This is a genomic window from Brenneria populi (assembly GCF_036016195.1).
Classification (GTDB): domain Bacteria; phylum Pseudomonadota; class Gammaproteobacteria; order Enterobacterales; family Enterobacteriaceae; genus Brenneria; species Brenneria populi.
In genome coordinates this window covers 257,088-270,065 of sequence record NZ_JAYWTM010000001.1, presented here as the reverse complement: position 1 = coordinate 270,065, position 12,978 = coordinate 257,088, and the positions used below count along the sequence as shown (strand labels likewise).

Here is a 12,978-nt window from a genome sequence, read left to right as displayed (position 1 = left end):
CGATAATGGTTATTTCGTCCGCGTTGATACCAGATAGACATGGCCGGTTTCGATACCATAGATATATCCCATAGAGAGAATGACCACCGATATTCCGGAGTCGTCCGTTACCGATACGTTAAGCGGCATCGCCGCTAATTTATTTATCCGACGGCGTAATGAGCCCGATATTCTTGCAAGCCAGTGAGTCGCCATCTTTTTCTTCTCCCTATTTCGCTCGCCGATGTGATTTATTTCCTCTCAGTTAAGCGCATAGCCAAAAAAAACGAAGTAAAATTTTATGCTTTGATTATGCGCGAGACGGATAACGTTTATTACTCAGCGCAGGGCGGAAGCCGGCGCGTCGGCCAGGCGCGCGATTTTCTCCGCCAGGAAATCGATCTCCTGCGGGGTGTTGTAAAACGCGATGGAGGGCCGCACCGTACCTTCATAGCCGAGATGGCGCAAAATGGGCTGCGCGCAGTGGTGCCCGGCGCGCACCGCGATCCCCGACTGGCTGAGATAACGGCCGACAGCCTCATTGGCGTGCCCCTCCAGCACGAAAGAGAGCACGCTGGTCTTGTGCGGCGCGGTGCCGATCAGGCGTAGACCGGGAATTTGCGCCAGTTTCTCAATCCCGTACTCCAGCAGCGCGTGCTCATATTGGGCGATATTCTCAATCCCTAACGCCGTCACATAATCCAGCGCCGCCCCCAGCCCGACCGCGTCGGCGATGTTGCCGGTGCCCGCTTCAAACTTGTGCGGCGCCTTCTGGTATTGCGTCAGCTCGAAGGTGACGTCCGCAATCATATTGCCGCCGCCCTGATAGGGCCGCGCCCGCTCCAGCGCCTCCTGTTTGCCGTACACCACGCCGATGCCGGTCGGCGCGAACACTTTGTGGCCGGAAAAGACGAAGAAGTCCGCATCCAGCGCGCTCACGTTGAGCGGAATATGCGAAATGGACTGGGCGCCGTCGATGGCGATCGGCACGCCGAAACCGTGCGCGATGCTCACCAGCTCCTGCACCGGCGTAATGGTCCCCAGCGCGTTGGAAACGTGCGTCGCCGAAACGAAACGGGTTTTGCGGTTAAACAGCCTGGCGTATTCGGCGAGGATCAACTGCCCCTGATCATCCACCGGCGCTACGCGGATAACCGCTCCGGTCTCCTGGGCAATCAGCTGCCACGGCACGATATTCGCGTGGTGCTCCAGCAGGGTAAGGATTATCTCGTCGCCAGGCTGCAGTAGCGGTTTTACGTAGCTGTGCGCGATAAGATTCAGCCCCTCGGTGGCTCCGCGCACAAACACAATATTGTCCGGGCCGGGCGCGCCGATAAAACGCGCCACCTTATCGCGCGCGGCCTCGTAGGCGTCGGTCGAGCGCGCGGCCAGCGTATGCGCCGCGCGATGGATATTCGAGTTCTCATGCTCGTAGTAGTAGCTGATACGTTCGATAACCTGCTGCGGCCGGTGGGTGGTGGCGGCATTGTCCAGCCAGACCAGCGGATGCCCGTCCACCCGCTCGGAGAGAATGGGAAAGTCGGCGCGGATCCGCTCCACGGGAACCGACCCGACCCGCGACAGCGGCGAGAAATCCGCCGCCTGCGGCCGGGGCGGGAGATAGCCGTTGACCGGCGGCGCGGCCTGGTCCGGCTGGCCCAGCGGCACGACTCTGGGCGCGTAGGGCGACGCCTGGCTCGGCGCCGCGTCGGGGAAACGGCCGGATAGCAGCGCATGCAGATCGCGCTCGTCCGGCAAACCATAGTCATGCGCCGACGGACCGTCGGGCAGATGGCCCGCAAACGGCGCAGAAGCCGGCTCGAACGGGCGCTGCGTTTTATTCGTAGTCATAATACTCACCCACTTCAACATCTTCTAATACCGCGATGGCATCATCGGCCAGAATGGCGGCCGAGCAATAGAGTGAAAGCAGATAAGAGGCGACGCCATTGTCATCAATGCCGCGAAAACGCACCGATAATCCCCGCGATTGCTCATTGGGCAGGCCGGACTGATACAGGCTCAGCACCCCGCGCTTCGCTTCGCCGGAGCGAATCAGCAGAATATTGGTTTTCCCGCTCTGGCCTTTGGGATTTTTTAACCCGTCGACGAACAGTTTATCGCTCGGGATCAGCGGAATGCCGCGCCACAGAATAAACACGCCGCCGTTAATCGTCGCCGTTACCGGCGGTACGCCGCGGCGCGTCGCTTCGCGTTGGAAGGCGGCGATGGCGCGCGGATGCGCCAGGAAGAACGACGGCTCCTTCCACACTTTGCTCAGCAGCTCATCGAGATCGTCCGGCGTCGGGCGCCCTTTGCGCGTCTGAATGCGTTGAGAATCCGCGACGTTCTTCAGCAGACCGTAATCGTCATTATTGATCAGCTGGCTTTCCTGGCGCTCCCGCAGGCTCTCAATCGCCAGCGCGATCTGCTCGCTGGCCTGATCGAAGGGAGAGCTGTAAACATCGGCGACCCGGGTATCGACGTTTACGATGGTGGAGATGGAGTCGAGCTGATACTCGCGCGGCCGGGTTTCATACTCGATATAACCCTGGGGGATATCAATCTGCGAGGGATCCTGACTGCACAGCACATCCAGCGGGGTATCCCCTTCGACGACTTTATTAACCCGGTATATCCCGGCTTCCAGCCCTTTGGATTCCAGAAAGCGGGTGATCCAACGCGGCGTAATCGCGCCGAACTGCGGCGCCGTTTTGGTTACGTTGGCCAACTGATAGGCCGCGTCACGCCCGAGCGCATTAATTACTGGTTTTTTATCTGCCATGATCATTCCTTAAATTATCCAGAACACATTTTGATTGGTACACGAATAAAGCGCTTTCAATATTGCGGCAGACTGGTATCCACCTCCCGGGCCCAGGCGTTGACGCCATCTTTCAGGTTAAGCAGCCGTCCCGTATAGCCCGCCTGCTGCAACGCCCGAATGGCGAAAATACTGCGCTGCCCTATTTTGCAGAGAAACACCGCATCGATAGCCGGATCGAACTCCTCAATCCTGCGGGCGATCTGGCCTAACGGCACCACCTTCGCGCCGGGGAACTTGACGATGGCGCGCTCATGGGGCTCGCGGATATCAATGAGCTGCAGCGGCTCGCCGGCGTCCAGCCGCGCCTTCAACTCCGGCGCGCTGATGCTCTCCACCGGAATCGCGTCCGACGAGGGTTTAAGCCCGCAGAACTCTTCGTAGTCAATTAATTGCGTAATCTGCGGATGGCGGCCGCAGATCGGGCAGCCGGGATCTTTTTCCAGCTTTAATTCGCGCTGGGACATCTGCCAAGCGTCGAACAGCAACAGACGTCCGACCAGGCTATCCGCGCCGCCGACGATCAGCTTGATGACCTCCGCCGCCTGGATGGTGCCGATAATGCCGGGCAGCACGCCGATCACGCCGCCCTCGGCGCAGGAAGGCACCAGCCCGGGCGGCGGCGGCGCCGGATACAGGCAGCGGTAGCACGGGCCCTGTTCGGCGTAAAAAACGCTCGCCTGGCCTTCGAACTGAAATATCGAGCCATAGACGCTGGGCTTGCCCAATAGCACGCAGGCATCGTTGATCAAATAGCGCGTGGGGTAGTTATCGGTGCCGTCCGCCACCACGTCGTATTCGCGGATGATATCCAGCGCGTTTTTGCTGTTTAGCTGCGTGTTGTAGGTCACCACCTGGCAATCCGGATTAATGGATTTGATCCGATCCTTGGCCGACGCCACTTTGGGGCGGTCAATATCTTTAGTACCGTGAATAATCTGGCGCTGTAAATTCGACACTTCGACAAAATCGAAGTCCACCAGACCGATGGTGCCGACCCCGGCGGCGGCCAGGTATAACGCCAGCGGCGCGCCCAGGCCGCCCGTTCCCACCAACAGCACGCGGGCGCTTTTGATGCGCCGCTGCCCCTCAACGCCGATTTCCGGCAATAACAGATGGCGGCTGTAACGGGCGATTTCCGCATTGGATAACGCCGTCAGACGCTCATCGGGGATAATGCTTGCGAGTTGCATGCCGTTCAGTCCTGTGTTCCGCCGGCGATGGCCGGCACCAAAATAACCTCGTTGCCCGCGCTCACCGGCGTATCCAGACCGCCGGTGTTTTTGATATTGCTGTCGTTGACGTACAGATTGATAAACGAACGCAATCCTCCCTCCTCCTCATACAGATGCTGGCGGATATCGGGATAGCGCTGCGCCAGCGCCTCGATTAACTGGCCGACGGTATTCCCTTCCAGCTGGATTTTCGACTGGCCGTCGGTAAAAGCGCGCAGCGCGGTGGGGATCAGTAAAGTAACGGACATAGGTACGCTCCTTAAATAGATGGTATTACGGTCAAATAATGTCGACGTCTTCCTGAGAGAACTGTTTGCTGTCGGCGGAGAGCCGCCAACTGGTAAACGCCCCCGCAACACGCTCGGAGACCGCAACGATGATGTAGGAATAAAACGGCAGGGCGTGCGTGCGGTCGTACTCCGACGGCACCGCGGGATGATCCGGATGCGAATGGTAAAAACCGACCACATCCAGCGCATGCCGCCGGGCGATACCCTCCGCCCGCAAAAAATCGTCCGCGGTGATGACGAAACGGTGATACTGCTCCTCCTCCTCGCGGGCGTTATCTATCGGCAGAATCCGCGCCACGGCGGTCACGCCCTGCGCGTCGCCGGCGCCCAGCAGCACGCCGCAGCACTCGTTGGGATAGGTTCTTTCACCCTCTTTGCGTATTGCCTGTTCGATATCCTTGGTTAGCCTTATCATGATTTCTCGTCCCAAAAGGTGTCGGATACATAGCGCGAGCCAGTATCGCAAAGCAATGTGACAATTACCGACCCCGCCGGCAGCGTGGCGGCGAGCCGCTGCGCGGCCGCCACATTCGCCCCGGACGAGATGCCGACGAACACGCCCTCGCGCCGGGCCAGCAGTCGGGACACGGCGTAGGCTTCTTCGGTGGTCACGGTAATCACGCCGTCCTGCAGGCTTTCATCCAAAATTCCCGGCTTGATGCTGCTCGCCATATGTTTGGTGCCCTCGATACCGTGAAACGGCGAGGCGGGCTGCACCATCAGGGTTTTAATCGCGGCGTTTTCCTGCTTGAGCCGTCGGGCGCAGCCGACAAAGCTGCCGGAGGTGCCCACGCTGGAAACGAAGTGGGTTATGCGCCGGTCGCTCTGGCGCCAGATCTCCTCGCCGGTGGTGGCGTAATGGATCTGCGGATTCAGGTCGTTGTTGTATTGATCCGGATAGAAGTACGCGTCCTCGTCGGACGCCGCCAGCGCCTTCGCGGCCAGGTAGGCGCCGTCGGATCCCTCCAGCGCGTCGGTCTCCACGATTTCGGCGCCATAGCTGCGGATAATCCGTTTTCGCTCGGCGCTGGTATTCTGCGGCATAAAGAGTTTGACCTTATAATTCAGCGCCGCGCCCAGCATGGCGTAGGCAATGCCGGTATTCCCGCTGGTGGCGTCGACCAGGGTTTTTTCTCTGGTCAGTTTGCCGCGGGCGATGCCATCCAACACCATCGCTTTCGCCGCCCGATCTTTTACCGAACCGCTGGGGTTCATAAATTCCGCCTTGCCCAAAATAGCCACGTCTGAGGTGGCTGCGGATAAATAATTAAGCGCAAGCAACGGGGTATTTCCCACCAGATCAAGAATATTCATCTCGATTACTTCCGTTATTTCATTATTATTAGCCGGGCCGTCGCTGTTATTTCCATCTTCGTTAAAAAGACGTATTGAAATATATTAAAAATAATTCGAGTTACAGAAAAACCAACGCGCCCGCGCCTTGAATCATAAAAAATAGGGAATTAAATCCCATCGCCATCCTGATAGCGGGTTTGCAATAACGTGGCCTGGCGAATATTACTGCCGGGCGGCACGTCGCTGGTCAGCCAGACATTGCCGCCTATCGACGATCCCGCGCCGACGGTAATACGTCCCAGCAGGGTGGCGCCGGCGTAGATAACCACATCATCCTCAATAATGGGATGGCGGGGATAGCTCTTTTGCAACACGCCGCTCTCATCAACCAGGAAGCGCTTCGCTCCCAGCGTCACCGCCTGATAAATGCGCACCCGTTTACCGATAATCGCGGTTTCGCCGATCACCACGCCGGTGCCGTGGTCGATAAAAATGCCGACGTCAATCTGCGCGCCGGGATGGATATCGATTCCGCTCTCGCCGTGGGCTTTTTCACTCACAATTCTTGCCAGCAGCGGCAGGCCGAGAAGGTAGAGCTGATGGGCGATGCGGTAATGAATCACCGCGTAGACCCCGGGATAGCAGAGCAGCACTTCGTCGACGCTTTTCGCCGAGGGGTCGCCCTGCCAGGCGGCCAGAATATCGATATCCAGTTGGCGGCGAATGGACGGCAGCTGCGACGAGAACTGTCGGATAAGATGAATCGCCCTGGCTTCGTCGCTCTCCTCATGCTGCGGCGATACGCCCGACCGGCGCGCCAGATTGACGCCGTGGCGTAATTCGAGCTGCGCCTCTTCCGTTAAACGGTCTAGCGTCTCACTCAATAAATACCCGACATAATAATCTTCGCTCTCTTTTCTTATCGAGCTGACGCCCAAACGCATGGGATATAATATTTTTAAAAGATTATTAACCACTACGGAAATATTTTCTTTGGAAGGCAACAGACGCTTATCCTGATAGTGCCCCACCGAATGATTATCACGCCATTCATTTCTGGCCTGACTGAGTTCCGCTACGATACTATCCAAACCCCAACGGCTATTATCCTGTTGAATAAAAATAGACTCGCTGACTTCTACATTATTCATAACCGATTACCTATTAAAGCCAGAGATTTATATCTAAAAGTTATTTACATAAATATGCTTATTACCTTCTTAAAGCAAATGTTTTTATTTAATTTCAATTGCTGAAATATGGATAATGAAAGAGTCGAATTAGCGCTGCCGTCTGGCGGTCGTCCGCCGATATCGGCGGGAGCCGGCCGTCTGCGCGCCGGATGTCGAGGCGCGGTAGCGCTTTCCCCCGCCGGTGATAACGGCTAATCTTAGCAGCCGACGACAGTAATGATGGAAACCTCTACCGTAATGGATACTTCACCCGCAGGCTCCACAAACAACAACAGTAAGGAAAGCGCCGGCGACGGACGCGTGCAGGTTATCGATCGCGCGATCGCGCTGCTTCGGACCCTCTCCGGGCTCAGATACGGCGCCAGCGCGTTGGAATTGGCGCGGCTTACCGGGCTCGATCGCACCACCATTCACCGCTTGCTTAAAACCCTGAGGCACTGGAATCTGGTCGAGTCGCAGAGCGGCAGCTACCGCATCGGCCCCGAGAGTCTGATCTATTCGTCGGCCTATCTTAATCGATTGAATCTAAGGAAGATCGCGCTGCCTTACATCATTGAGCTGCAACGCACGATAGGCGATCGCCAGGCTATCGTCTCCTTATCGGTTCCCGTAGCGGACCAGGTGGTGTTGATCGAGCGCATGTGGACCCCGACCACCCCGCTCAACGCCATCGTCGATCTGGCCGACCAATTCCCCATCGACGGCAGCCCCAGCGGACGGGCGGTGCTGGCTACCTACGACGCGGCGGCGGCGGCGGATATTCTCGGCGCAGAACGTTACGCCGAGGCGCAGCCGCTTCTGGAACAGATCCGCCGCCAGCAGCATTTCTCCTTCGGCCGCAGCGAGTTTAAGCCCGGACTGTCGGCGGCGGCTTTTCCCATCCGGGCCGAATCCGGCATCGCCGTGGGGGCGGTGGTGGTGGCCGGCCTGGACATGGAAGAGGAGATCAGCCCGACGTCGCCCCTGGCCGGACATCTGCGGCGGGCCTGCGAAGGCATCGCGGGGCAGCTCGGCGGCCGCTAGCTTTGCGGCGCCAGGCCGAGAGCCGCCAGCAGGAGGCTCTTCTGCACCTTGCCGTAGTGGGAGCGCGGCAATTGTTCGACAAAGAAAATCTGGCGCGGCACCTTATGACGCGAGAGCCGCGCGCGACAATGTTCCATCAGGCGCCGCGCCGTCAACGCCGGCCGGCCGTCCGTTACCACGGCGGCGCACACCTGTTCCCCCCACTCGATGTCCGGCAGACCGAATACGTGCGCATCCAGCACTCCGGGATAACGCAATAAACTTTGCGCCACCTCGCCGGGCTGTACCGACTTGCCGCCGCTGCGGATGATCTCCTTGCGGCGACCCAGAACCAGCAGCTGCCCGTCGGGGCGTATCCGTCCCAGATCGCCGCTGCGCAACCAACCGTTATCAAGCACGCCGGCGCTCAGTTCCGCACGCCGCCAATAGCCCGCCATCAGCTGCGGGCCGGCGATCAAAATCTCGCCGACGCCATCAGCGCCGGCCCGATCGATACGTACCGCGGCGGAAAACAGCGGACGCCCCACCAACCCCTCGATGCTTGCGCCGTCGCGCCGCGCCGCCGCCATCTGCGAGGCGGAGAGATAACAGCTCCAGGGCGCTTCGGTCATACCGTAGAGTACGCCGATCCGCTCGCCGAACAGCGCGCAGGCGCCCTCCCGCACCTCCTCCGCCAGCGCGGCGGCGCCGATATCGATGCTTTTCAGGTATGTCAGCGGCGCCGGCGACGCGCCCGTTTCGCGCAGCAGCCGCAGCAGTTGGGTCGGCACCAGAGAGCTGAAAGCGGCCCGATACGCCGCCAGTTGGGCAATAAAGGTTGCGGCATCGAAGCGCCCGCCCAGCACCACCCGCCCGCCGCTCAACAGGTGGGCCAACACCGCCACCGCGGCGATCGGCCACAGCGGACGGACATTGAGCAGAATATCGCCGACCGCGGCGCCACGGGCCATCACAATATTCTGCAATACGGCGCACAGGCTGACGTGCCGGTGCATAACCGCCTTCGGCGCGCCGGTGGTTCCTCCGGTATAGTTCAACGAAGCCAGCGCCTGGGCGGGCTGCGCCGGTCTGGGCGCGGACGCCGCCGGCGACGACTCGATGACCGAACTCAGAGGCTGGCATTCGATGCCCGCCGACCGCATCGCATCGGCCAGCGCCGCGTACTGCGCGGAAAACAGCAGCAATGCGGCGCCGGCATCGCGCAGCTGAGCGAGCAATTCATGCTCGGACAGCGCCGGGTCCAGCGGCACCCGCACCCGTCCGCAGGCCATGCAGCCGTAATCGGCGATCAGGTAATCGATGCCGGCGTCGGCCAGTATGGCAACCCGCTCCCCCGGCGCGATAGACAGCCGATCCAACGCCCGCCCCACCGCGCTGAGGGCCAGATCGAGTTCGAAGAAGGTCAGCGTTCGCGCGCTGGACGGTTCGCACAGCGCGATTTCATGCGGCCACTTGCGGGCGGCCTGCCCGAGCAAGGTACTGATATCCATGCCTACCACCCGCTCAACAAAATACGCCCGCTGACCTGCCGCGTCTCCAGCAGCGCGTGGGCCAGAGCGGCCTGATGAAACGGCAGCACCCGATCGACCAGCGGCTTTACCCGGCCGGCGCCGATCAGCGCCAGGGCGGTGCGCAGCTCTTCGAGCGTCGCGCTGCCGGAGCCCTGCACCCGGAGCCGCCGACCAATCAACAGGCCGGGCGTGACGGCTACGCTGCCGGGAAGCACATTGCCCAACACCACGACGCGCCCGCCCAGCGCCATAGCGCGCAGCGTCTCCTCAAGCGTATAGCCGAGATTGTCGATCGCCACATCAACGCCGCGTTTGGCCGTGCGTTTCCAGACCTCCGCGCTATACCCGCCGCTGCCGACGATCACTTCGTCGGCCCCCTGCTCCCGGATAAAGGCGCTTTTTTCCGCGCTGCCGGTAACGGCAATCACCCGCGCGCCAAGCGCGCGCGCCAGTTGGATCTGGTGCGCGCCCAGACCGCCGCCGGCGCCGTTGATCAACACGCTTTCGCCCGGCCTGAGCGCCGCTTCGCCATACAGCGCCCGCACGCTGGTGGCTATCGGGCAGGATGCCAGCGCGGCCTGGGTATAGTCGAGACCGGCCGGCAGTTCCACGACGGAAACCGCCGGAACGCGCAAATATTCCGCATAGGCGCCCTCGGTATCCACCGACGGCAGACCCAGCGCCCGGCACAGATCCTGGCGTCCGCGCAGGCAATCGCGGCACTGGCCGCAAAAACGGCGCTGGTAAACCACCACCCGCGCGCCCGCCGCCACTTGCCGCACGCCGGCGCCGACCTCGACCACCTCGCCGGCGGCTTCATGGCCGAGCACCACGCCGCTGCGGGCTCCCGGCAGCTTGCCCGCCCGATGCAGCAGGTCATGGTGGCAAACGCCCGCCGCATGAACCCTGACCACCACCTCGCCGTAGCCCGCGCCGGGAGTGGGCACCTCTTGCGCTTGTAACCGATCCGGCGCGCCGAATGCTGTCAGTACGATTGCCTTCATGTTTTATAACCTTTTTCGACCCGACGATAACATGTTCATATAATAAACATATTGTACACAATACACACATGGATTAAGTTTTTCCTACTTTGCCGCAGAGTTCAAGCGGCAAAACGTCTTTTTTTTCACCTTCAGCAAAGGCGCAACTATGACCGTCGAATATCAAAATATTGGCGAGGGATTGCTGGTCGTCACGCTCAATCGCACCGAGCGTCTGAACGCGCTGGACAGCGCGGCAAAACGCGAATTGGCCGAGGTTTGGGAACGGGCGCAGCGGGATCGCAAGGTGCGCGCCATCGTGCTGCGCGGCGCCGGAGAACGGGCTTTTTGCGCCGGTTCCGACCTTAAAGAGATCGCTGCGACCGGCAAAACGGTTGACAGCGGCCTGCTGGCGCGCGCGCTGCCCGGCGTCGGCAACGATCTGAGTAAACCGGTGGTCGCGGCGCTGCACGGCTACACGCTCGGTCTGGGCATCAGTCTGGCTATTCACTGCGATTTCCGCATCGCCCGGCGCGATACCCGGTTCAGCTTTCCCGAGGTACAGCACGGCATGCTCTCCGGTTTTAGCGCCATCACCCTGCCGGGTCTGGTCGGCGAGGCGCGGGCGCTGGATATCATGCTTAGCGCGCGCGCTTTCGACGCCGAGGAGGCGTTGGCCATCGGGCTGGTCAATCAGGTGGCGCCGGACGCCTACGCAACGTCGCTGGAGACGGCCGCCAGGCTGGCGTCTCACTCCAGTAAAGCCGTGGAGTGGACTAAGCGCCTGCTGCTGGCCGAACGCAAACGGCGTTTGCAGCGCCATATGGCGCTGGTCGATCGGGCGCGTCAGTCCGTAGGAGCCCGCAATGACTGATGCCGCGCACGCCCTGGCGATTATGCGTTTTTGATCCAAGCATAGCTAAATTTAAACGTTTGTTTTAAATAACCGTTCCAATACGATGACGGCAGTGATGGCAAGACACGGCATATGGGTGTCCAGGTGACTACAGGATGGAAAGATGAATAGAAAAAGCGTTCTCCCTTTATTGGCTTTAATCGGTTCGCTCGCTATCGCCGGCGTCCGGGCGGCCGAACCGGCGCCCCGGCCCGGCGGTACGTTGAATTTTCTGGTGGAGCCGGAACCCCCGGTGTTGACCACGCTGGTCAATACGGCGGGCCCGATACTCAAAGTGAACGCCAAGGTGATCGAAGGGCTATTGAGCTACGACTTCAATCTCAAACCCATCCCGCAGTTAGCCACCCGTTGGGAAATCAGCCCGGACGGCAAACGCTATACTTTCCATCTGCGTCAGGGCGTTAAGTGGCACGACGGCAAAGATTTCACCTCCGCAGACGTCGCTTTCTCTCTTCTCGCGGTGAAGCAGTACAACTCACGCGGTCAGGGCACCTTCGCCAGCGTCGCCGAGGTCAAAACCCCCGATCCCTATACCGCCGTTGTCGAGCTGTCGCAGCCCGCGCCCTATCTCATCAGCGCCTTTTCCGCCAACGAGGCGCCCATCGTGCCGCGCCACCTGTACGAAGGGACGGATATCCGCAGCAACCCGCACAACAGCGCCCCGATCGGCACCGGTCCGTTCATCTTCAAAGAGTGGGTGCGCGGCAGCCACATTATCTATGAACGCAATCCCAACTACTGGGATCGACCGAAGCCTTACATCGATAAACTGGTGGTGAAGTTTATTCCCGACGCGGCCACCCGCACCATCGCCTTCGAAACCGGCGCCGTCGATCTGGGCAGCGAATCGCCGGTGCCGCTGAGCGAAATCGGACGCATCAAGAACAATCCCAAACTGGGCATCGAAACCGGCGGCTACGGCTACGGTCCCACCCAGACCCGCATCGAATTCAATCTGGATAATCCGTACCTTAAAAACCTGAAAGTGCGGCAGGCCATCGCGCACAGTATCAACCGGGAGGTGCTGAAAAATGTGGTGTGGTACGGCTATGCGGTCAACTCGCCCACGCCCGTCACGCCCGAACTGGCTCAATTCCACGACAGTACCCCCTCGCCCTATGCTTTCGATACCAAGCGGGCCGAAAAACTGCTGGATGAAGCCGGCTTTCCCCGCCAGGCCAACGGCGTCCGTTTTCGGCTGACGCACGACTACCTGCCGTATGGGGATGGCTTTAAACGCGTGGCGGAGTACGTCAAATCGGCGCTGGCCAAGGTAGGGATCGACGTTACCATCCGTTCGCAGGATTTCGCCACCTATATCAAACGCGTGTATACCGATCGCGATTTCGATTTCACCAACCACTCTATTTCCAATCTGTTCGATCCGGCGGTGGGCGTACAGCGTCTCTACTGGTCGCAGGCGTTTAAACCCGGCGTGCCGTTCGGCAACGGCTCCCACTACCACAACCCGGAGGTCGATCGCCTATTGGAGCAGGCCGCGGTGGAGCTCGACCCAAACAAGCGGGCCGAGCTGTATAAAGCGTTCCAGCGCATCGTGGAGCAGGAACTGCCCGATCTGAACCTGTTGCAGCTTAAGCGGTTAACCATTTACAACCAGCGCGTCCACAACCATTTGACCGATATTCAAGGGGTCAACGGCTCTCTGGCCGACGTCTGGCTGGAACAGTAACTTAAGGCGTTCATCGCTCCCCGCCGCCGGCGGGGAGA

13 protein-coding genes are annotated in these 12,978 nt (G+C 60.2%); 3 read left to right on the top strand and 10 right to left on the bottom strand.

What is annotated here, in order from left to right; all coding sequences use genetic code 11:
* Positions 1–9 precede the first annotated feature (9 nt).
* The 8 genes from VSX58_RS01250 to epsC form a co-directional block, all read right to left on the bottom strand.
* Positions 10–195, bottom strand: a complete 186-nt coding sequence (locus VSX58_RS01250) for a hypothetical protein (RefSeq protein WP_327616444.1) — start codon at positions 193–195, stop codon at positions 10–12.
* Between the two features lie 123 nt (positions 196–318).
* The gene (locus VSX58_RS01245; RefSeq protein ID WP_327616443.1) at positions 319–1,830 is read right to left on the bottom strand and encodes a cysteine desulfurase; all 1,512 of its coding nucleotides are present in this window, start codon (positions 1,828–1,830) and stop codon (positions 319–321) included.
* Positions 1,817–2,764, bottom strand: coding sequence for a family 2A encapsulin nanocompartment shell protein (locus VSX58_RS01240; protein WP_327614553.1), 948 nt, complete (start codon positions 2,762–2,764; stop codon positions 1,817–1,819). The genes VSX58_RS01245 and VSX58_RS01240 overlap by 14 nt, the downstream gene beginning before the upstream one ends.
* 56 nt (positions 2,765–2,820) lie before the next feature.
* Entirely contained in the window at positions 2,821–3,996 is a 1,176-nt protein-coding gene (moeB, locus tag VSX58_RS01235; RefSeq protein WP_327616442.1) for a molybdopterin-synthase adenylyltransferase MoeB, read from the bottom strand.
* A 5-nt stretch (positions 3,997–4,001) separates the two neighbouring features.
* On the bottom strand, positions 4,002–4,286 hold the full coding sequence (locus VSX58_RS01230; RefSeq protein ID WP_327614555.1) for a ubiquitin-like small modifier protein 1: 285 nt from the start codon (positions 4,284–4,286) through the stop codon (positions 4,002–4,004).
* Between the two features lie 31 nt (positions 4,287–4,317).
* The gene (locus VSX58_RS01225) at positions 4,318–4,743 is read right to left on the bottom strand and encodes a M67 family metallopeptidase (RefSeq protein WP_327616441.1); all 426 of its coding nucleotides are present in this window, start codon (positions 4,741–4,743) and stop codon (positions 4,318–4,320) included.
* Positions 4,740–5,642 (bottom strand): PLP-dependent cysteine synthase family protein, encoded by a 903-nt coding sequence (locus VSX58_RS01220; protein WP_327616440.1) that lies wholly within the window; start codon positions 5,640–5,642, stop codon positions 4,740–4,742. The genes VSX58_RS01225 and VSX58_RS01220 overlap by 4 nt, the downstream gene beginning before the upstream one ends.
* Before the next feature lie 149 nt (positions 5,643–5,791).
* Positions 5,792–6,775 (bottom strand): serine O-acetyltransferase EpsC, encoded by a 984-nt coding sequence (gene epsC, locus VSX58_RS01215; RefSeq protein WP_327616439.1) that lies wholly within the window; start codon positions 6,773–6,775, stop codon positions 5,792–5,794.
* Between the two features lie 279 nt (positions 6,776–7,054).
* Between epsC and VSX58_RS01210 the strand changes: the two genes are divergently transcribed.
* Positions 7,055–7,840, top strand: coding sequence for an IclR family transcriptional regulator (locus tag VSX58_RS01210; protein ID WP_327616438.1), 786 nt, complete (start codon positions 7,055–7,057; stop codon positions 7,838–7,840).
* Here VSX58_RS01210 and VSX58_RS01205 read toward each other — a convergent pair.
* Positions 7,837–9,330 (bottom strand): class I adenylate-forming enzyme family protein, encoded by a 1,494-nt coding sequence (locus VSX58_RS01205; RefSeq protein ID WP_327616437.1) that lies wholly within the window; start codon positions 9,328–9,330, stop codon positions 7,837–7,839. The two genes, VSX58_RS01210 and VSX58_RS01205, sit on opposite strands and share 4 nt — an antisense overlap.
* A gap of 2 nt (positions 9,331–9,332) precedes the next feature.
* A complete protein-coding gene (locus VSX58_RS01200) occupies positions 9,333–10,355 on the bottom strand; it encodes an alcohol dehydrogenase catalytic domain-containing protein (protein ID WP_327616436.1) in 1,023 nt (340 codons plus the stop codon).
* Positions 10,356–10,503: 148 nt separating this feature from the next.
* On the opposite strand from VSX58_RS01200, the gene VSX58_RS01195 reads away from it, so the two are divergent.
* Both VSX58_RS01195 and VSX58_RS01190 read left to right on the top strand, forming a co-directional pair.
* Positions 10,504–11,208, top strand: a complete 705-nt coding sequence (locus tag VSX58_RS01195) for an enoyl-CoA hydratase/isomerase family protein (RefSeq protein WP_327616435.1) — start codon at positions 10,504–10,506, stop codon at positions 11,206–11,208.
* A 145-nt stretch (positions 11,209–11,353) separates the two neighbouring features.
* Positions 11,354–12,940: an ABC transporter substrate-binding protein gene (locus VSX58_RS01190; RefSeq protein ID WP_327616434.1), complete on the top strand. Its 1,587-nt coding sequence runs from the start codon at positions 11,354–11,356 to the stop codon at positions 12,938–12,940.
* Positions 12,941–12,978: the final 38 nt, after the last annotated feature.